A 19,397-nucleotide genomic window follows, 5' to 3' on the forward strand; every position below is an offset into this window, starting at 1 on the left:
CTATACAGGCACCTTCTGAACATCAGCTTCGGTGCTAGCGGCCGCGTAAGTTGGGCCACAGATATCTTGCGCCATTTTCGTGAGCTCCAACCTTGATAGGCCTTGCAAAATATCTGCGCCCAGCGGGCTGATATTTGAATGGCTCTCCATCGTCAGGCTGTCTTCGGAAATACCCGCAAATCGCGCAAGGTCGCCGCGACGTTTGCCCAAATCCCGAGTGTGCAGGATCAGCCTGCGATGCGGCGGCAAAACGTCAAGCGTACGTGACGTGGCTTCCGACCAGTGGCCCAAAAATCGTTCCGCGACAACCGGCATGTGCTGTTCGCGTGCCTCCGGCGTGGCAATTTCTGACCAGTCAAAATGGCCAAACAGCAATTGTCCATATGCCTGCATCCAGGTCGGAGGGGTGCGGCCTTTTACTTGGAAGCTGTCAAACCAGCGCAACAGCATTTTCAGGTAGCTTTCGAACCACTCTGCCGGTGGCCGGATGGGAACCACAAACCCAGCGTCCGGGCATTGGGCGACCAACTGAGGTGCCGCAAGATGCAGGAAACTAGCCGCGTCCATTTCCAACGCGCTTTCCCGGTCCCGTCGGGCGAGAAACGTAGACAATTCCGCATCGGGCATCCGACGCGTCAGAGCTTCGATTGTTGCCTTCTCAGCATATTCATTTGCTGCGCGCATGTGGCGAAAGAGCGTGAACAGAGAGGTCGTCCCCGATCTTGGCAATCCCATGCACATCAAATGAAACCGCCGCTTCGGCCAGTTCACCACCAAAGGGGTCGCAAGGCGTGTGTCACCGCATTTTCGCAAAGCCGCCCGAATAGAGCCGGGAAGAACAGCTGCGTCGGCCGTGTCTTCTGCGGCGCGTTGCGCGACATCTTCTGCAAACAGCTGACCACTTTGATCCCGCAGCGTTTTTGCGACTGAAACGGCGTCCAACACCATTGTGTACCACAGACACGTCTGGCCGCGTCCGGCCAGCAGAGAAGGTACAACCGCATCGAAAAAGTCGTAGACTTGCCCGCCGCTCCACGCCAGTTTTGCAGTTCGCCACGCGGCTATTTCGTCATAGCCGTCCAACGTGGCCACCTGTCGAAGCCCCGGCATTGACGGCAAAAACTGAGCTACCTCGGCTTGCGGCAACGTTTGTAAAATGGTGCCGATTTCACTGCAAATCCGATAGGTCATAGCCGAGGAAAGGTCCGGTCGGATACCCGCTGCCAATTGCGGAGACCATCCGGTGCCGAACGGCAGGGTTTCACCGCCACAATGTAAATAGCGCAAGACGGCATCCGCGGCGTCGAGGGCCGTTGAAACATCGCCTTTTGCCGCCTGAACTCGAAGCCAGAGGTGCAGCGTATGAATGCGCCCGATATGCATCAGGTCATAGCCGAAATCCTGTTCCAACCGCGTATCGGCCGACATGGCACGTTTCAGCCGGGTCTCTGCAGATTGCAAATCACCAACGCGTACATCGTAGAAAGCCATAGCCTGCTCGATCCAGCTTTGGGACAAGGCGTCCAGTTCCGGATCCGTATCAGCGAACGGTGCGGCCAGGTTTTGAGCCTGCTCAAAGACCTTTCCTGCCGCCAAGGTCCCGTCTTGATGAAGCACTGATATTGCCTCGCGCACCGTGTCTCGAACGGCCTCATAGAGCGCCAATCTGTCCGACGTGAGCGTTTCTGCGATCTGATCTTGCATCAAATCGGCAAACAACTGACCACGCGGTCCAGCTTCCATCGCAGGCGGGAGGCTCCATCCGACACGAGTTGCGCGGACAACGTGTACCAGCCATGTTGCGATGGTTTTCATTCCAGCCCCCGCCCACTCAATCCGATCACGCTGCTTGCTCCGCATCGTCATCCTGCGACTGTGTCGATTGACCTTTGAACTCAATCGCCAGACAGGTGATGTCGTCACTGGGATCGGCCCCTTCGGTGAAGATGGACACCGATTTCATGATGGCTTTGAGTTGGTCGGACGGCGTGGCCCCCATCAATGGGCCCATCGCCTCAAGCAGGCGCGTTTCTCCATATTCTTCAAGTTTGGCCGACATCGCCTCGGTCACACCATCGGTGTAGCAGAACAAAGTCTCGCCCGCGTGCAGTACGCCGGTTTCTTCCTCATAGTCGAAATCCTCCCACACTGCCAAAGCGGGCTGGCCCTGATCTGCCTTGAGATAGCGTGGCTCAGTCTCGGGCCCGACGATGACCGGTGGATTGTGCCCGGCGTTGCAATAGACCATCTCGCCAGTTCTTGGGTCGATTTCGACGTAGAACAGGGTCACAAAAAGCATCGCGTCATTGTCGACACACAGGTAGTTGTTCACCATCGTCACGCAGTCTGCTGGCCCACGCGCGGATGCCGCAATTGCCCGCATAACCGTTCGTGAAATAGCCATGAACAGAGCCGCCCCCATGCCCTTGTCTGACACGTCGGCGATCACGCACCCGATCTTGCCCGATGGCAAGTCGAACACGTCGTAAAAGTCTCCCCCAACCTCGCGCATCGGCACCATGTCCGCCGCAAAATCCATTTCCGCCACTTCGGGAAATGTCGTCGGTAGACACTGCTGTTGAATGCGAGTGGCCACGTCCAATTCACGGTTGACCCGCTCCAATTCGGTACGCGCTTCCATCCCCTTTCGAAAACCCTCGAAAGTACCGGCCAATCGGCCAATCTCGTCATCGGTCTTGGGCACGTTTACAGCCTGATCCGTTTTCCCTTCCGACAAGGCGTTCAACGAACGGATCACCGCGTTCAAAGGAAAGAACGAATGGCGCAGAGACCAGTTGATGAATGCAAGAAACAAAGTCAGACCGCTGGCAAGGGCCAAAGCCGATATAGCGTTCCCGATCCGGGTTTCGCGCAAGGCTTTGGAGGCATCCTGAATACCAACAACGTGAAGAGGTGTATCGAGAAATGCGCTGGGAATTGGCAGGCTGGCAATCTGGAGAAATCTATCTCCATCTTCCAGAAGCGAAATGCCGGGCTGGGTCGCCTGTGCGCCCAGATTTGTCCGCTGTTCGTCAACCATGACTGCGCCGCTGTATTGTAGAATCTCTCCTGTCTCGGACAAGGTTAGAACCTGGGAACCAAACCCTCTGGCAAGTTTATCGGTCGTTCGCTGAAACGGGCTGACGACAACAGCGGCAGCCACCGGACGCGCCCGCAGAAACAACGGGGCGGCCGCGACATGAACCAAGGATCCGTCGGAGCCAAATGCCAGCCCTGTCGTGACGCGACCCTGGGCCCGTAACTGATCGAGGTGTTTCTCCTGCAAAATCGATGTTTCTACCAGCGAACTGTTCGAACCGCCAAGAAACGCACCATCGAACGTGACAAACTGCGCAGCCGTGGGGTCCAGGTCACCCTGCAATTTGATAAGCTGCAGTTCAAGTAAATCGGCGTCGCCGTCCAGCAGTCCCTGGGCCAGCTCGCGGTTCTCCTGAAACCGTCGCGCATACGCCTCACCCCTTTGAAACTCAACGTCTTGCAGACTTTCGAGATTGAGCTCCAGACTGGTCAGCAGAGCGTTTTCCAGCCGCGTCTGCATCGCTTTTTCACGGTTGCGCATCTCAAAGAGCAACAGCGCCGTTACGATCAGAAACACCAGGCAAACGATGGCTGTAATCCGGCTGCGCAGGCTTAGCTTTGCAAGCGTCGAGCTATCAGAGGTTGAGGTCATTAAGTCACCTCCCCCTCTCGTTTTGCGTAGACGAGAGACAGGGTACCACCGACATTCCTAAGTGCCACACCCATACGGCCTTTTTGCAGGCGCTCTTGGTGATCCTCAGCCTTGGCCAGCAACGGCACAGCCACCCGATGACGTTCACTTTCAGGTGCCTCTTGCGCAGCCAAGGCGCGCACCAGAACAAATCGCGCTGCTCCGTATTTCTGGATCAATCGTTGAACCGTTAGCCCGCACTGCAGAAGGTTTGCCAACGAATAAACGTTATGTGGCGATGCCATCGATATCACGGTACTTCGTCCTAACGCCCTGGCCCGCTCCAAGCGATGCCCGGTCAAAAATCGTTGCAGCCCAATCCCACGTCGATGCGGCAAGATCCCCGTTCCGTCCAAATGGGCCACTCGCGCAAGCTGCGTCGAGTCAGTCATCCCTAGATCCAGCCCAAAATTTGCGGGATCAGATGCCGTCGGCATTCCGAGGACGGTATATCCGGCCAGTCTAGTTTCGGGGCCGGAGGTTTCCCAAAGCCCCCAAACCTCCCCAGCATCCGCCAGGTGATCAGCAAAAAACGCTTCGCTCTCGCGCACGAACGGTGCAGGTTGTTGGTGGCTCAACTCATGCAGTTCGGAATGCATGGCGATGAGCCTACCTAAATCCGCTATGCCCATTTTTCGCATCACAAGACCATTCGGCAGAGCCTGCGGCCATGACCCACTTAAAGGCTGAGGGTCTCCGGTCGCATTGGCCGGTCTTTGAGACACGGCTGCCATCATTCGGTCTCTCCATCCAGAATGCGAGCAAATTCCAAAATATCCAGCGGTGGGAAAACTCCGATACGCCGCGCCACGTTCATACGCACGATGTATGTGAACCGCGCAAGGGTGCTGATCGGAATCGCTTCGGGCGCTTCGCCATCCACAAGAATGCGTTCGATCAGTGATCCGTTCAGAAGCCCAAGATTGTAGTAGGGCGTGACCAAGCCAACCAACGCATCCCCATCGAGAATTTCCAGTTCTGTCCCGGTGAAACTCGGGATGCCATGAGACAGGGCTTCGCCAATAATGGCCTCTTGATTGGTTCCCACGAAGTTGTCAGGCCCGATATACAGAAACTGCACGTCCCGCGCGGCCATCCGGGCAATCAGCTCAGGCAAGGCCGAAGGGTCAGGCTGGCCTTCGGCGGCATCTTCATATCCGTCATCCGCCGAAGCCTCCGTTTGAGCCTGGGCATCGGATTGCCGCTCGATCAGGGGAACGCGAAAGGCCACAAGCTCAATCCCGATCTCATCAGTCAACGCGCTCATCTCGTGCATGTTCAGCACCGAATTGACTTCACGCGGATTGAAAATCATCCCGATCCGGGTCACTTCGCGATAGGCCTGCATCGCCTTGAGCTGAGAAACCAGTGGCACGGTGTGCGAACTGCCCGTCAGGTTTCGTCCGCTGCCCTCAAAATCGGGCACCACCTTTGACTGAACCGGGTAGGACACCATCGTGAACAGAACGGGTATCTGCGGCGTCGGAAAGGCTCCGGAGTCTTTTTCATACGTCCCAACCGCGGCCAAGGTCGCAGAGGTCCCCCAAGTGTACAACAGGTCGGGCTCCAACGCCTGTGCCTGTCGAATAAGTCGACTGAATCGCGAACTGTCGCGGTCAGCACTGAGGCATGTGAAATTGAAGGTCAGATCGCGACTGTCCAGATAGGCCTGAACGCCTTGTTCCACGGTCGTGGGACCGCGCCACAAAACCATCACCACATGGGGGGCGCCTTCTACATGCGGACGCTCGCACAGGTTTTCTGACTGATCCTGCGCCTCAGCCCGTTCTGGGTTCAAAAGCATCGTCAGGGCCAACAACCCAGCCAGAGCGTTGCGCGGATCACACAGCCTCAACATCGTACCCCCTTGTGCCGCGCGTTTTCAGGTCATCCTCTTCGGACCGCAATCCCGAGACCAGGAAGAAGGCTGCAAAACCGGTTCCGGTCACAACGGACAGTCCGCCCAGAATTGCCGCCGCCCCTGCCAGTCCCCAGTATTGGGACAAAACACCGGCGAGAAGGGGCCCGATGACAGACCCGGCCCGTTCCGTCATGCGATAGATGCCCAAGACTCTGCCCGGCCCGTAGGTTTCGATCTCGCGTTTTGCCAGGATGGTAAACAAGGCCGATTGGGCCGAAATGCTCATGGCCTGCGCTACGCCGAGGACTAGAACGGACCAGGCCACGGCCGAAACCGTGGCTCCATAGGCCAACGGCACCAGACCCCACCCCGTCAGCAGGGCCCCGACACTGACCATGAAGGCGTGTAAACCATATCGATCGCAAAGCCGAGAGAACAGAGACAGAAGGATAAGCGCCGATGCGCCGTACAGCATTGTGATGCGCCCAATTTCATTGCTGGTTGCACCTATATCGGTCAGAAGCAGTGGAACCAGGAAGAACAAGAAACCAGACAACAGCAGTTTGGCTGGCAGGGCCGCAAGCAGCGCGGCCACAACAAAGCGCGGCTGGCTCATGCATTCAATGACAATCTTGGGTTCGAATCCAAAATGGGTCGATTTATAAGACTGCGCCCCATCGGCACGCCCGTCCAGCAACCGCGTCGCCAGAAGAATGCTGAAGGCACCCAGCCCAGCAGCCAATAAAAGCGCAATCTGAAAGCCAAATTGCTCTGCGAGGATACCGCCTATCGCTGGCCCACAAACATCGGCCGCCATAATGCCGCCCACAAAGATAGACATGCCGCGCGCACGGTTGGCCGTTGTCGTTTGGTCAATCGCCTGCCCCTGGCACGACAAAAAGCACAATGCATAGCCAACGCCAGACACTGCGCGCGCCAGGATCAAAACCGCCAGGTTTGGCGCAAAAGCTGTAACCACAAGTCCAAAGCTGGCCAGGGCGGCCCCAAGGAAAAAGCCGTTCCTGCGACCGACCTTGTCTGCCCAACCAGCAGCCAACGTGCCGATCAGCGCAGCCCCAAGCATAAAGGCCGAGATCGGAATCGCAATGAGGATGGTGCTGTCTAACCCGTCCACACCTTGTGCTGTGCGATCTCCTAAAACCTCCGAGATGAACTGCGGTAGAAACGGACGGGTCAGCTCTTCTGTCATCACAAACAGGAACGCAGCGCCGCGAACGCCTGCCAAATGGGCGGCGGTGCCGATCTTTGTGCGCCCGTCCTCGGCAAATTCGCCAATAGCTTGCAGGCGGGTACGCATCCGATCCACATCGGCCGCGCTAGCCAAACCAGTTTCGATGCGCCCTTTCAGAGCCGCCATACGTGTCGACAATGTTTCTACCAGAGCGTCTCCCGCCCTGATCGCCCGACGCATGGATTGGCCTCCGGCAGGCTTTTCCAACCGGCGGTAATCTCTTCCCACCAGAGCATTGAGCAATCTGGTCACTTGCGCCAGCGGACCTCCGATACTGGTAGAGGTCACGACCAACAAAATTTCGACGGCCAGCACGACGGCTACAAAGACCATGACCAGAATATCAGCCGCAGCATCCAGAAGTTGCTTCGCGACGAACGTTTGATCGATGCGGGTAACGATCTTGCCAAACTCGGAACCATCCGCATCCTGCAGCGGCAAGACAACAACGCCACTCTCGCTGTCATTGGTTGCCTGAATCCCTGTTGCAGACATTTCCGGCGATAGCCAATGCACCAGTTTGCTTTGCAGCACCGACGGTAGAATCTGCAAACCTTGGTCCCGCATACGATCTGGTTCTGCCGGCGCCGAAATGCCGGACCCTTTGGATTCAGTTTCAGTTTGATCCGGGTTCGGTTGCGTGCGGCCTGACGCATACATTACCACTCCGCGTGGAGAGGTCAGGGTGATGCTCGAAATCCCGTGACTTCCTTCGAGCGCACGGTCAAGGTATTCGTCCACCTGCGCCAACCCCTCATAGGGGATACCCATTGCCACGGCGCTTTCGATACGATCATGTACACGCTGGGTAACGACAAGTGCATTGGTTTCAAGAATGGGCCTAACATTTCGTTCAAGCAGCCCGATCGAACGCAGACCCAGAGCGCTGACGGACACGACAAGACACAGCACAGCCACCGAAAGGATGAATACGGCAAATCGTCTGGATATTTGATCCATCAGATCACCCCCTGCTCAGCTCAGCAGTTTGCGGCAAATTCTGCAACTCAGCCTCAAGATCATCCAACGCAGACTGGCTTTCGCGATAGGCTTGCGTGGCGCTTTGCGCCAGCTCGTCCATTGGATCGCGGTGCGACACAGACGCGATTTCAGTCGGCTCACCGTTTTCCAGCTGTGCCGTGAGTTGGTCCAGCCTGTGATCAATACGCCGAGCGGCCATCATGCTGGCTACTCCGATCACGCAGATACAGGCCGCCAACAATGCGCCAGCCTCCAGCGCAAGAATTCGGGCGGAATCCGCAAGAATTCCCTGAGCACCCCGCTGATTATAAGAAACCTCGACGCGTCCCACCTCGACGCCGAAAGAGTTGATGATCGGCTCGGATACGGTCGCGATGAATTCAGCGTTCGTGTCTTCCTGACCTTCCACTTGCGATTGCAGAGCCAGAATTTCCTGACCGTCCACGGCAACAAGACGGATCGCTAATATTTCAGTATCTGAGGCAAGCTTTTCTTCGATTTGCTCAGATACATTGGAAACGATCTCTTCGACCCCAAGTCCGAAATTTACCCCAGTTTCAATATTGGCGCGCAGGTCAGATGCAACAATTCCATATCGGCCATCAACCGCTTGGGTAAGCGCAGTTGAAAGCTTTGCCATCGTCAGCGCGACAGCCGCCGCCAGAGCAATGGCAAACGCCAGTGCCAGATAGACGATCAGCCTTGTTGCAAAGCTCCCGATCAGCACGCGCATTCTAGTCTTTACCTTCCTATTCGCCGTCTCGGCCCAGCGTCTTGCGCAGCCGCATCACGTTCATATTGCCGACTCTTTCATAGCTCACATCGTCCATGACCTGGCGAACGAGAAACACGCCTAGCCCGCCAACCTTGCGATGGTCAACGTCCTGAGTCACGTCCGGCTCGACTGCGTCCAAAGGGTTGAACATGCGGCCATGATCTCTCAGCTCGCAAAGGAGGTCCTCGTTCTGGCGCTGCAACGCGACCGCAAGCTCTGATGTCTGCCCATCGTCAAACCCATAGTTGATGGCGTTGGTGACCAATTCTTCCAGTGCGAGCTTGACCTGAAACGCGTCGGCATCAGGCACTTTCATGGCGACGAGGGTACTGTCCAGTTCGTCCAACAAGCCCGGAACAGCCGAAAGTGTGTTGGCGAGCTGGAATTCGGCTTTCAGCATCTGGAATGTTACCTTCTCGTCCACTGGCCAAACAGCGCGCACCGCTCGCAATTTTGTGCATGGTTCTATTTTTGATTGTATAGCTTGCCCCAAAATACAGCTAGAAGAATTTTCAATCATCGCCTTCGGAGCGCGCAACTTTGCAACACGATTCTTCACCGCTCTATGTCCGGAACGCCCAGTGGTCGCCTGCCCCACCTGGGGAGGATTTTGGTGATCAATCCGAAAGGGTACTTTCAGACATAGCAAAGCACTCAGCCATGTCACAAACCCCTTTGATCGCGGATCAGTTCAACAGCGGCGGCCGTTTGACCTGCTGGATCAAGAATGAAGGCAGACGCTTTGTGGATGAAGGCCTGTCCTGTTTCAAAGCGCTCGGTGTTCTCGGAGTGCTGGCTGCAAAACCTGATCTGCTGCATGCAAACCGGTTCGTTTGCGCTTCGGATGGTAACCATGGTCGCGCCGTCGCCTGGGTCGCGCAGCGTTTTAATATCGCTGCGACGGTCTACATGCCTGCGACGGTGCCACAGGAAAACTTCGACCGGATCAAACAGTTTGGCACGCAAACGGTTGGTGTCGATGGCGGATATGACAGAGCAATTGCCGCCGCCGCCGCTGATGCGCAGGCGACAGGTGCGGTTGAGTTTTCTGACACAGGGCGCCCAGGCTGCGAGGAAATCCCCTATCTGACTCTATTCGGGTATGGCCGGATCGCGGACGAAATCCTTGATCAATTACCTTCGCCTCCGACACATGTATTGGTTCCCGCGGGTGTAGGCGGTTTGGCTGCAGGTGTTGCTGCCCGGTTTGCCCAGAGACTTGGTCGAAAAATGCCCCGTATCATCACCGTCGAACCGCTGCATGTGGCACCCATCGCTGCAAGCCTGAAAGCGCAAAGTCTAGCAAGTGTTCCTGAAGGTGCGACAACTAAAATGGCATGCCTTGCGTGCGAGACACCATCTACCGTGGCATGGCGGATGTTACGCGAAAGACTGTTTGGAGCCCTGGCGATTTCGGACGACGTCGCCCTCGACGCCGTGAAGAACCTGCGGTCTTGCAGCGACGCCTCTCAGGTTTTCACTCAACCTTCTGGCGCCGCAGCATTTGCGGGCTTGCAAGAGATTCTCTCGGATGAGGCGATGCGTCACCGCACCGAACTCGACGGGTCGGCTCAAGTGGTCTCGCTGGTCACCGAAGGCCCCTCCTTGGCGTCCAAATAGGTTCTGCAGTGAGACCAATAGAAGGCAGTAGCGGTTTTGCGCCGCTCGCTTTTCTACAGAACTGAGCGGATGTTCATCATCTATGATAAAAACACCCGGTAGTTGAATGACAACGGTTGATTTTTGATTGGTCCTCTGTACACTTTTTAATTGTGGAGCATATCAAGGCCATTTGGTTTGGTTGTACGTCCGGTCGCGAACCCGGCACTGATTTGACCCGTGGCGAAATGTGAGAAGGGACAATGCAATGAGTGTCGAAAACCTTAAGGAATATGCGCGCCGCTGTGCAGCAGACCCCGATCTGCGGGCAAAGGCGAAAGAGATTGGCGCAACGAATCTAGACGCCCAGATTGAACATGCAGCATCTATGGGATTGACTTGGACGAAGGACGACATGGTCTCGTTCCAGGAAGAAATGCAGGCCGATGGCGAGCTTGGTGAAGATGATCTGGAAAAAGTCGCCGGTGGTGTCGTAACCACCACGGCCGCAGCCGCCGCAGCCGTCGTTGGCGCTGGCGCGGCGGTTGTCGGCACAGCCGCCGCCGTTACATCGGCATCAACTGGTAGCGGTTGGTAAAACAACCGGCAGACACTTCGAAAAAGGGGCGGTTATCTTCCGCCCCTTTTTTGATCTGACATCAGAAATGTCTCTGTTTTTAGGTACAGCTCACTGTCCTTCGTTCGTAAGGCAGTCAGGCAGGTAACCCGCCGAGTGGCCCCCAACCGAAGCGGCCTAGATTCACCTAAAAGTTGAACTTCGCGTTGCTCTGTTTCAGGCAATCGAAGTGACTGGTGTTGTTGTTTTTGTCGTGGGCGCTGGCACCACCCATTCGCCCTGCTCGTCGATGGCTAGCACATTTCGGATCGCTGGAAGGGCTTCAATCGGCGTCGCCTTTGGGGGACCGTCGTACGATAACTGATAAGAGTTATACCCGCGCATCATCGTCAAGTTTCTCTGTGCCTGGGTACGTAGATCGGCGCCGGAACAAGACGTGCCACCAACGTTCAATCCACCAGGGCAATCCACGTTCCGCCCCAATTCCATAAGCACGCCGTTACTGTTTTGCAGCAGAGCGCGCAACCAGCCGACGTAGTCTTGGGATCTCTTTTCCATGTCGTAGAGACCTGAAAGCCCCGCGTAGAAAACCGCATACTCTTGTCGCAGGCGACTTTCGTATTCGGCCATGGCAATATCTTCGGGGACAGCACCTGAGAGGGTGGCCTTGATCGACCGCGCAGCCAGCAATGCGCCGTAGGTCGCAAGATGTACACCCGAAGACAAAAGCACATCCACGAAACAGGCGGCATCACCGATCTGCACAATGCCTGGCGCGCTGAACGTATTAGATGCATAAGAATAATCTGCGCACAGGCTCACTTGATCATAGGGTGTTTGCATGGCCGGGGTGGCATGGCGCAGCAGTTTGGTGATCCGAGGACATTTGGCAAGCCAGGCTGACAATCCTGCCCGTGGATCCACCCGCAGTTTGGCAAGACAATCTCGCGGCGAAACCACACCTATGCTGGTCAGTCCGTTTCGCAGGGGAATGTACCAGACCCATGCCATTCCATGTTCGGTTTCGAGGGTTTCAAAAAACACGTTCCCATCTAAAGGAGGATCCAGCCGCCCGCCGCCCGACCAGTAGCCCCACACAGCTACTTTGCGAAAGAAGTGAGAATGCTCACGCGCGTCCAGCTCGGGGATATTCAGGCGCATCTGTCCGGTTGCGTTCACAACAAACTTGGCGTGCACCGCGCCTTCTTTCCCATCTTCTCGGTGTGTGTAAATCACATTGCGACCGCGACGCGTGTCGCCATCGCTGACCGAAAGCACGTCACGACCTCTGAGAATAGCTGCACCACATTTCTGCGCGCTGGACAGAAGAATTTCGTCAAAGCTTGCCCGGTCAACGTTAAGGGCCAATGGTGGGTTGTCAGCCTGGTCAGGACCAAAGGCCAGGGTCCATATGTCGTGCTTGTCCGCGCCCCAGGAAAATGTGGCCCCGCGTTTGACGGTATAGGCTTCGGCTTCAACAGCCTCCTGCGCCCCAATCAAGGGCAAAACCTGGCGCAAAGTCGCGGGCAGTAAGGATTCACCAATGCGATAGCGCGGTCCGGTCTCTCTTTCCAAAAGGACTGTGGACAAACCAGCCTTGGCGCACAAACCGGCAATCACCGACCCCGCGGGGCCGCCCCCGATCACCGCAACGTCTGCTGTCTGCACTTCGTCCATTTTCACCTCCTCGGGCGAACGGGCCTATGCGTTCAATACGCGTTGCGTGGCCGCCGCAATCCTGCGTATCTGAGCGACGGTCATCGGCTCGGTCTCTTTTGATCGCTGCAACTCGCCGATGTTAACAAGGTTTTGCGGATCATATTTTTTCTTCAAAGCACAAAACTTCGCCCAAGTCTCTGCGTCGTAATAATCTGAATAGTCCAGCGACCGGCTTAGATTCTCGGCTTGCACGTAAAGGCGACCACCTGCGTCAATGATGGTCGAAACGAAATCCCGTTCGGCTTCAACCAGCGCGGCTTCCACTTCGGGCTTTCCAATTCCACGGCACAGCGCCATCACCCCCATTAACAAAAAGTCTTCGTCCTTTGGGTAGAGCAAAGGCGGCACTTGGGCTCGACGTTTGACAATGTAGCGGAATCCAATGGGCTCTCTGTTCACAGCAGGTCCAACCCATCCGCCACTGGGTTCCAACGTGCCGGCATGTCGTTTGCTCCAGTCCCCGATCAGGGTCCAGAACTTGTCTTCTTCTTCCACGGGAACCATGGCTGAAAACCAGTAGAGCCAGTCCAGACCGTCTGCGCCGGGCAGATCATTTGTCTCAGACGGATTGAGCGGATTGGTGACCGGGATTCTTCCTGATTGACCAACCATAAGTTGATTCGCCTCACCTGGAACTGGCTGAAGCCGGAGGGTGGCATCCAGAATAAAGCCAAATTGCCCCATTGCGGCAAAAACCCAGAAAAAGTCCGTGTCCTCCGGAGTCAGGCTGTGCACGTCGCCTCGACCATCTATCAGAGTGAGCGCCTCGACATGAGCCCAAAAGCCGCCATGGGTTTCCGAGATCGAGACATAGCCATCATTGGATTCGCCCCGCGCCGCAGCCTCTCGAGTGGTCGGAGGGACACGCAACCCCATGCCACCGGCATTAACGTATCCGCCCAAAGTTGGGCCAGCCCAACCGCCGTTGAATACAGGCAAGCTCAACCCATGGGCCGTCACGAAATCGCGGATATCCCACATAATAGCGCCGCTGCCCACACGCATCAGATCGGGTGCAACCACTTCGAACGCGTTAAGGCCATGTGTCAGAAACAGCGTCTCATCACGTCTGGGCAAGCTCGCGCCGCTCAGACTATGGCCGCTGCCCCGCACACGCAGGCGCCGTCCATGTGAGAGTTCTTCGCGCCACTGCAGGATGGCGTCCTCGGCAGATTTTGGCGCACGAACAGAAGCTTCGAGCGGGGACAGATACAGTTTTCCGTAGTCAGCGAGCGGCATGAAACGTCTTTTTGATCATGGATGAATTCGCTTGGCAGAGGTTTCTCAGTTTCTTAGGTCGACCCGTTCCGCAGAAACTGCATGACCCTCTTTCAAAAGAAAACCCCCCGGCCAACTGCCCGGAGGGTCGAATTGAAGGTTCGCGGACTTTGCAAGGCCGCGCGATACCCGTTACCAGCCGCTACCGGATGTCGTGGTGGTAACCGCAGTCGCGGTTCCAACGACAGCTGCCCCTGCGGACACAACGGCCGCCGCCGCTGCCGCCGTAGTTGTCACAACGCCGCCGGCGACTTTTTCAAGATCATCCTCGCCAAGCTCTCCGTCGGCCTGAATCTCTTCCTGAAAAGTAACCATGTCGTCCTTCGTCCAGGTCAAACCCATAGAAGCCGCATGGGAAATCTGCCCATCCAGATCAGTGGCTCCAATTTCCTTGGCCTTGGCACGCAATTCGGGATCTGCGGCGCAACGACGGGCATATTCTTTCAGGTTTTCAACACTCATGCTCAACCTCCCTAGGAGTTCAACGCCACCATGGGCAATCCCGAAATCAGCGTAACTCATTGTTCGCTGCTTCCTAGGACACCGACCAAGATGGCGCACAGGCCGGTGTCGCTATAGTTGTGCCGGACACGGAAGAAAAAATCAAGCAGCGGTTGTGTCGAATGAAAGAAGCTATCGTCTTCCCGAGTTGCGACTGATACATCGGTTCCCGAAGCCCCTGACATTCGTGCTGTTTTGTCCGCGGAACAGAGCCGGGTAAGTAGCCGGATAATTAAATTAGGATCATTCAGCAAAAATGCCTTTAGATCGTTGTGGCAAAAAGGGTTCACATTGTAGGACGGTCATGTTTCAAGCCGACATTCACGATCGAGTCCAACTTGGCACGAGACCTGATGTCCGACAAGGAATGGGCGTTCTCTAAGCGTTTCAGGGCCAGTCGATTCCACCTAGCCCCGAGCAATTTGTGCATACTGGCGGGTCGAGATTTGCAAGCGTCCAAGTTCTCCTCAATCTCGCTGTCACAAGTGCGCCTTGGCCAATCGAACGTCCTCCGAGTTAGGGCGTTTTGGTATTCGCGGTTCGATGCCCTAGGGTCAGGATTCATAGCCAGTATATGACGTTTGCCGCGAGCGCGTTGGCTGATTTGAAAACCTTGGGGCAATGGTCGTAGCGTGTCGGCACGCGCCTCCAATCCTAAAACCTACTGAACATGATCTCGATCCGGTTACGCTGTTTGTATCGGCGTTTGTGGTATTTGACTGGCGTCTTGAGTTGTTTTCGACCTGGAATACAGGCGCGTATCCCTTTGTCTTTCAACGCGTCTCGGAACCAGTCGGCATCATAGCCCTGGTCTCTGAGCAGCCAACCCACACTTGATATGCTGCTGAGCACAGCCCAGGCACCGATGTATTCGCTGAATTGCCCGGCAGTAACGAACAAATTGAGTGGGCGACCTTGGCTATCACTGATAGCATGCAGCTTGGTATTCATGCCGCCTTTGGTTCTACCAATTAGGCGGCCACGCCCCCCTTTTGACACGCAAGCGGGACGCCGTGCGATGGGCTTTTAGGTATGTTGCGCCGATCAAAACCGTCTTCTTTTTAACGTACTCGGCGGCCAGACCAGCTATCATTCGTGCGAAGATGCCTTTCTCGCTCCAACGCTTCCACCGGCTGTAGAGCGTCTTATGTGGTCCGTATTCCTAAAGGCCATCTCACGAGCTTCCTGTTCCTTCATCATCTGAATGATCAGTTCATCGGTGAATCTCGTCTTGATTTGTCCGTCCTTAAGTTGGCCGGCACCTATCCAAAGTGGAGGAGTTTCAGGCGCTCAGGTGACATGTTGTTGCCCTAAACGCGGTTGTCACGCCTCATCATTGCATCCCTAATGTTCTACATCCTTTATTTTTGTTGAACATGGAGTATACTCAACAAAACTCAAAATTGTTGAACAATGGCCCACGAATGGCATTCAAACGACACTCATCAATATCTCAGGTCGCATACCACGACCTGCTGCGAACTTTGCAGGACGACACGGTATCAGGGATTCGTGGTACACCCACGAGAACCGAGCGGAACAAAAAAACTTATTGGTACGACACGTATCGGGTAGGATCTGACGTCAAGAAACATTACATCGGCGAAGACAGCACAGAACTCAGATCACGCCTGAAAAAACACCAGCAGTTGAAGGCCGACAACGAAGAAAGACGGAAGAACCGAACGCGGCTTGTACGGCTTCTGAGGGCGGAGGGGTTTCTGAGCCTGGACGCGGCGACCGGAAGCCTCCTGTCGGCGATGGCCGCATCCGGCGTTTTTCGCTTGGGCGGAACCGTTGTTGGCACCCATGCGTTTCGGCTTTACGAGGGGGAATTGGGCGTTCGCTTCGACGCAGACATGATGGCGCATACGGATGATATCGATATCGCCAGCTTTTCCCGATTGTCCCTCGCGCTCGAGGACACTGCTTCTCCGCCGCTCAAAAACGTGTTTCGCGAGTTCTCGTTTGCGCCGCAACCCAGCATGCATGGCAACAAGACTTGGCGGTGGAAACAAACGCGTGGCAACACGTTAGTTGAATTCCTGACCCCCTCGTTCGATGCGGACGAAGAATTGCGCGAATTGCCCGCGCTTGGTGTTGACGCACAGAGCCTTCATCACCTGAACTACCTGATTGCCGACCCGATCAAAGCAGCCGTCTGTTATCGAAGCGGTGTTTTGGTGCAGATCCCGCAGCCAGAGCGCTTTGCCATACACAAGCTCATCGTCGCAGATCGCAGGCGCGGCAGTGAAAATAGGTTGAAGTCCGAAAAAGATCGGCGGCAGGCCGCTTTTCTGATCGACGTCTTGGCTGAGGATCGACCAGATGAGTTGCACGACGCCTATCAGGATGCGCTGTCGCGCGGCCCGAAATGGCGCACGCGCATCGCCGCGAGCCTGTCACGTATGCCCGAAACCGCAGACCGGCTGAGGCAAATGGAAAGCTGACGGGCCGTTAACAGACGCCACTCTGTTGCACTACGGCACCCCGCAATTCAAACGCTCTGATCGGGTTTTCATTCCCCAAGACGCAAAAAAGCGAAAGTTTTTCGTTGCCGAAACCGGTTTCGGAACTCCTAATTGAGAACATGGGTGCGAATCTCAATAATCGACTCGGCGCTTCGCCAACGAAACCGGCGTCGGTTTCAGGCCGTGTAAAGCTGGACGAAATGGCGGCGCATTTGGGGTTGTCCAAAAGCACGGTTTCGCGCGCGTTGAACGGATACCCTGATATCTCTGAAGTCACGCGAAAACGGGTTGAGACTGCGGCGCGGAAGTTGGGATATCGGCCCCTCAGCCATGCTCAGGCAATCCGGACCGGCCGGGTACGGGCGATTGCCATGGTTCTGAACAGCGACGAACCGGATCAGCATAACCCGTTTTTGCAACACTTCCTTGCCGGCGCATGCGACGCTGCCAGCGGATTTGACTGGACGATGACAATCTCTACCGCGACCTCGGAACGGGATACGCTGAAGGTACTGAATCGCCTGTTCGAAGAACGTAAAGCGGACGGGTTCATTTTGCCGCGAACTGCAGTCAAAGACGATCGGATAGATGTGCTGCGCGCGCTTGGCGTCCCGTATATCCTGTATGGGCGCACGGGATACGGATGCCCGAACCCTTGCAAGCATAGCTCATGGTTCGACATCTCGGGCGAGATCGCCATGCGCAAGGCGGTTTTGCGCCTCGCCGGGATCGGCCACACGCGCATCGGATTTGTGGGCGGCGACCTGAGGTACAACTACAGCCATCTGCGCCGCGACGGGTATGTCCAGGGTCTTTATTCCACCGACCTTCCGTTTGACCCCGACCTCGTTCGAGAAGGTGCTGGAACACGTGACGAAGGTGCCGCTTTGGCGCGAGAGCTTATGCAGTTGGATCAGCCGCCGACAGGGATCGTCTTCGCGACTGATATGGCTGCTCTTGGGTTCTACTCGGTTGCGGAAGATCTGGGCCTCAAGGTTGGCGAAGACGTTTCGGTCATTGGGTACGACGGAATTCCAGAAAGCAAATATGCGCGCCCTGCCCTGACGACGTTTTCCGTTAACTCCCGCATGGCCGGAGAACGGCTTGCCACGCTTTTGATCCGGCAAATTCGGGGAGAAGACCCTTCAACACTAAGAGAACTGGCCGACGCTGAACTGGTCGTGCGCGACTCGGACGGGCCGCCAAGCCTGACATCAACAGAACTGGCGCAGAAGATAAGAAACACTTGATCATAATAGGGGAGGAGACCGAACATGAAACTGACACCCAAAGCGTCCCGGCTGATGCTGGGCACTTCGCTGGCATTTGCCTTGACCGCAATGTCGGCGCACGCGGACACGATCCGTTTCTGGACGACCGAGGAACAGCCCGAGCGTCTGGCGAAACAGCAAGAGATGGCTGACCAATTCAAAGCGGAAACCGGCACCACGGTTGAAGTGATTCCGGTGACCGAAACAGATCTGGGCACCCGCGCAACGGCCGCGTTCGCTGCCGGAGACCTGCCGGACGTTGTCTATCACCCGCTGCAATACGCACTGCCATGGGCCGAGGCAGGGATTCTGGATACAGAAGCCGCGACCGAAGTGATCGAAGAGCTGGGTGCAAATACGTTCGCACCGGGTGCGCTTGGAATGGCGGCGTTTAACGGCGAAACAGCGTCTGTCCCAGTCGACGGCTGGACGCAAATGGTCGTGTACCGCAAAGACTTGTTCGACGACGCAGGCCTCGATGCGCCAAGTTCGTATGCCAACGTGCTGGCGGCGCTGGATAAGCTCCACAACCCGCCTGAAATGTATGGCTTCGTCTCCGCCACCAAGGTCGACGAGAACTTTATGAGTCAGGTTTTGGAGCATGTGTTCCTAGCCAACGGCGTCTCGCCGGTTGGTCCCGATGGGTTCCAGCCTCTGGATGAAGCAAAGACCACCGAAGTTCTGGATTTCTACAAAGCGATCTCCAAAGCATCGCCTCCGGGTGAGCTGTACTGGAAACAATCGCGCGAGCTGTATTTCGATGGCAAGGCCGCGATGATCATCTGGTCACCATTCATTCTGGACGAACTGGCAGGCCTGCGTGACAGCGCCCCGCCAACGATCAATGATGATCCAACCTCGCGCGATCTGGCATCGAAAACCGGAATCGTGACCAATTTCTCGGGCCCGTCCAATCCCGATGGGGCTGCGTGGGGCGATGTGCGGTACTTTGGCATCACCAATGACGCCGACACCGACGCCGCGATGGAGTTTGTGAAATTCGCGATGGATGATGGCTATACCCAAACACTGGCCATCGCGCCCGAGGGCAAGTTCCCCGTCCGTCGCGGTAATGCCGACAATCCAACCGCGTTTTCAGAAGCATGGGCTCAGCTCCCCGTCGGGGTCGATCGCAAGGCGCCTCTGGGAGAGCTGTATGACCAAGCGATGATCGACGAGATTGTCGGCGGTCTGGACGTGGCACAACGCTGGGGCGTCACCGAAGGGCAACTGTCGCTGGCTTCGAAAATGATCAACTCTCAGGCCATCAACCGGATCGTGCGTCAATATATCGATGGCGAAGTCGACGCCCCCACAGCCGTGGCTGCGATGAACGAAGAGCTGGCCAAGGTTCAGTAACGAACCGGCACCTGCAGCGGCGT

General features: G+C 56.3%; 15 protein-coding genes and 1 pseudogene. 5 read left to right on the forward strand and 11 right to left on the reverse strand.

All coding sequences use genetic code 11. The features are described 5' to 3' along the window. From ACR0CR_RS14050 to ACR0CR_RS14080, 7 genes are read right to left on the reverse strand one after another with little or no spacing between them, the layout of a single operon-like run. Window positions 1-1,815 carry a sulfotransferase gene (locus ACR0CR_RS14050; protein WP_480600057.1) on the reverse strand — a complete coding sequence of 605 codons (1,815 nt, stop codon included), beginning with the start codon at window positions 1,813-1,815 and terminating at the stop codon, window positions 1-3. A 25-nt stretch (window positions 1,816-1,840) separates the two neighbouring features. After that, window positions 1,841-3,691, reverse strand: a complete 1,851-nt coding sequence (locus ACR0CR_RS14055) for a PP2C family protein-serine/threonine phosphatase (RefSeq protein WP_480600059.1) — start codon at window positions 3,689-3,691, stop codon at window positions 1,841-1,843. Further along, the gene (locus ACR0CR_RS14060) at window positions 3,691-4,467 is read right to left on the reverse strand and encodes a hypothetical protein (RefSeq protein ID WP_480600060.1); all 777 of its coding nucleotides are present in this window, start codon (window positions 4,465-4,467) and stop codon (window positions 3,691-3,693) included. Before ACR0CR_RS14060 ends, ACR0CR_RS14055 begins: the two co-directional genes overlap by 1 nt. After that, window positions 4,464-5,588, reverse strand: a complete 1,125-nt coding sequence (locus ACR0CR_RS14065) for an ABC transporter substrate-binding protein (protein ID WP_480600061.1) — start codon at window positions 5,586-5,588, stop codon at window positions 4,464-4,466. Before ACR0CR_RS14065 ends, ACR0CR_RS14060 begins: the two co-directional genes overlap by 4 nt. After that, a complete protein-coding gene (locus tag ACR0CR_RS14070) occupies window positions 5,572-7,803 on the reverse strand; it encodes an MFS transporter (protein WP_480600063.1) in 2,232 nt (743 codons plus the stop codon). Before ACR0CR_RS14070 ends, ACR0CR_RS14065 begins: the two co-directional genes overlap by 17 nt. A 4-nt stretch (window positions 7,804-7,807) precedes the next feature. Further along, entirely contained in the window at window positions 7,808-8,557 is a 750-nt protein-coding gene (locus ACR0CR_RS14075; protein ID WP_480600065.1) for a hypothetical protein, read from the reverse strand. 16 nt (window positions 8,558-8,573) lie between these two features. Continuing rightward, the gene (locus ACR0CR_RS14080; RefSeq protein WP_480600067.1) at window positions 8,574-8,999 is read right to left on the reverse strand and encodes an ATP-binding protein; all 426 of its coding nucleotides are present in this window, start codon (window positions 8,997-8,999) and stop codon (window positions 8,574-8,576) included. Between the two features lie 260 nt (window positions 9,000-9,259). Between ACR0CR_RS14080 and ACR0CR_RS14085 the strand changes: the two genes are divergently transcribed. Both ACR0CR_RS14085 and ACR0CR_RS14090 read left to right on the forward strand, forming a co-directional pair. After that, window positions 9,260-10,219 (forward strand): pyridoxal-phosphate dependent enzyme, encoded by a 960-nt coding sequence (locus ACR0CR_RS14085; RefSeq protein ID WP_480600069.1) that lies wholly within the window; start codon window positions 9,260-9,262, stop codon window positions 10,217-10,219. A gap of 247 nt (window positions 10,220-10,466) precedes the next feature. Then, window positions 10,467-10,796 (forward strand): Nif11-like leader peptide family RiPP precursor, encoded by a 330-nt coding sequence (locus ACR0CR_RS14090; protein ID WP_480600071.1) that lies wholly within the window; start codon window positions 10,467-10,469, stop codon window positions 10,794-10,796. A gap of 195 nt (window positions 10,797-10,991) precedes the next feature. On the opposite strand, the gene ACR0CR_RS14095 is transcribed toward ACR0CR_RS14090, so the two are convergent. The 4 genes and pseudogenes from ACR0CR_RS14095 to ACR0CR_RS14110 all read right to left on the reverse strand — a co-directional run. Further along, complete coding sequence (locus ACR0CR_RS14095; RefSeq protein WP_480600073.1) at window positions 10,992-12,452, reverse strand: NAD(P)/FAD-dependent oxidoreductase; 1,461 nt, start codon at window positions 12,450-12,452, stop codon at window positions 10,992-10,994. Window positions 12,453-12,476: 24 nt separating this feature from the next. Then, window positions 12,477-13,733: an FAD-binding oxidoreductase gene (locus ACR0CR_RS14100; RefSeq protein ID WP_480600075.1), complete on the reverse strand. Its 1,257-nt coding sequence runs from the start codon at window positions 13,731-13,733 to the stop codon at window positions 12,477-12,479. A gap of 171 nt (window positions 13,734-13,904) precedes the next feature. Then, the gene (locus tag ACR0CR_RS14105; RefSeq protein ID WP_480600077.1) at window positions 13,905-14,234 is read right to left on the reverse strand and encodes a Nif11-like leader peptide family RiPP precursor; all 330 of its coding nucleotides are present in this window, start codon (window positions 14,232-14,234) and stop codon (window positions 13,905-13,907) included. Window positions 14,235-14,834: 600 nt separating this feature from the next. Next, window positions 14,835-15,435: pseudogene (locus ACR0CR_RS14110) on the reverse strand (IS5 family transposase); the annotation flags it as partial. 262 nt (window positions 15,436-15,697) lie between these two features. Between ACR0CR_RS14110 and ACR0CR_RS14115 the strand changes: the two are divergent. The 3 genes from ACR0CR_RS14115 to ACR0CR_RS14125 all read left to right on the forward strand — a co-directional run bounded on the left by ACR0CR_RS14115 (window position 15,698) and on the right by ACR0CR_RS14125 (window position 19,374). Beyond that, window positions 15,698-16,723: a nucleotidyltransferase family protein gene (locus tag ACR0CR_RS14115; RefSeq protein WP_480600078.1), complete on the forward strand. Its 1,026-nt coding sequence runs from the start codon at window positions 15,698-15,700 to the stop codon at window positions 16,721-16,723. Window positions 16,724-16,863: 140 nt separating this feature from the next. Beyond that, on the forward strand, window positions 16,864-17,994 hold the full coding sequence (locus tag ACR0CR_RS14120; RefSeq protein WP_480600080.1) for a LacI family DNA-binding transcriptional regulator: 1,131 nt from the start codon (window positions 16,864-16,866) through the stop codon (window positions 17,992-17,994). 24 nt (window positions 17,995-18,018) lie between these two features. Continuing rightward, window positions 18,019-19,374 carry an ABC transporter substrate-binding protein gene (locus ACR0CR_RS14125; RefSeq protein WP_480600082.1) on the forward strand — a complete coding sequence of 452 codons (1,356 nt, stop codon included), beginning with the start codon at window positions 18,019-18,021 and terminating at the stop codon, window positions 19,372-19,374. Window positions 19,375-19,397 lie beyond the last annotated feature (23 nt).

The sequence above is a fragment of the Ruegeria sp. AM2 genome (assembly GCF_056540685.1).

Excerpts from the sequence above, each read along its gene's own strand:
- ACR0CR_RS14050 (WP_480600057.1), bottom strand. The coding sequence starts at position 1,815 with ATGAAAACCATCGCAACATGGCTGGTACACGTTGTCCGCGCAACTCGT.
- ACR0CR_RS14055 (WP_480600059.1), bottom strand. The coding sequence starts at position 3,691 with ATGACCTCAACCTCTGATAGCTCGACGCTTGCAAAGCTAAGCCTGCGC.
- ACR0CR_RS14060 (WP_480600060.1), bottom strand. The coding sequence starts at position 4,467 with ATGATGGCAGCCGTGTCTCAAAGACCGGCCAATGCGACCGGAGACCCT.
- ACR0CR_RS14065 (WP_480600061.1), bottom strand. The coding sequence starts at position 5,588 with ATGTTGAGGCTGTGTGATCCGCGCAACGCTCTGGCTGGGTTGTTGGCC.
- ACR0CR_RS14070 (WP_480600063.1), bottom strand. The coding sequence starts at position 7,803 with ATGGATCAAATATCCAGACGATTTGCCGTATTCATCCTTTCGGTGGCT.
- ACR0CR_RS14075 (WP_480600065.1), bottom strand. The coding sequence starts at position 8,557 with ATGCGCGTGCTGATCGGGAGCTTTGCAACAAGGCTGATCGTCTATCTG.
- ACR0CR_RS14080 (WP_480600067.1), bottom strand. The coding sequence starts at position 8,999 with ATGCTGAAAGCCGAATTCCAGCTCGCCAACACACTTTCGGCTGTTCCG.
- ACR0CR_RS14085 (WP_480600069.1), top strand. The coding sequence starts at position 9,260 with ATGTCACAAACCCCTTTGATCGCGGATCAGTTCAACAGCGGCGGCCGT.
- ACR0CR_RS14090 (WP_480600071.1), top strand. The coding sequence starts at position 10,467 with ATGAGTGTCGAAAACCTTAAGGAATATGCGCGCCGCTGTGCAGCAGAC.
- ACR0CR_RS14095 (WP_480600073.1), bottom strand. The coding sequence starts at position 12,452 with ATGGACGAAGTGCAGACAGCAGACGTTGCGGTGATCGGGGGCGGCCCC.
- ACR0CR_RS14100 (WP_480600075.1), bottom strand. The coding sequence starts at position 13,733 with ATGCCGCTCGCTGACTACGGAAAACTGTATCTGTCCCCGCTCGAAGCT.
- ACR0CR_RS14105 (WP_480600077.1), bottom strand. The coding sequence starts at position 14,234 with ATGAGTGTTGAAAACCTGAAAGAATATGCCCGTCGTTGCGCCGCAGAT.
- ACR0CR_RS14115 (WP_480600078.1), top strand. The coding sequence starts at position 15,698 with ATGGCATTCAAACGACACTCATCAATATCTCAGGTCGCATACCACGAC.
- ACR0CR_RS14120 (WP_480600080.1), top strand. The coding sequence starts at position 16,864 with ATGGGTGCGAATCTCAATAATCGACTCGGCGCTTCGCCAACGAAACCG.
- ACR0CR_RS14125 (WP_480600082.1), top strand. The coding sequence starts at position 18,019 with ATGAAACTGACACCCAAAGCGTCCCGGCTGATGCTGGGCACTTCGCTG.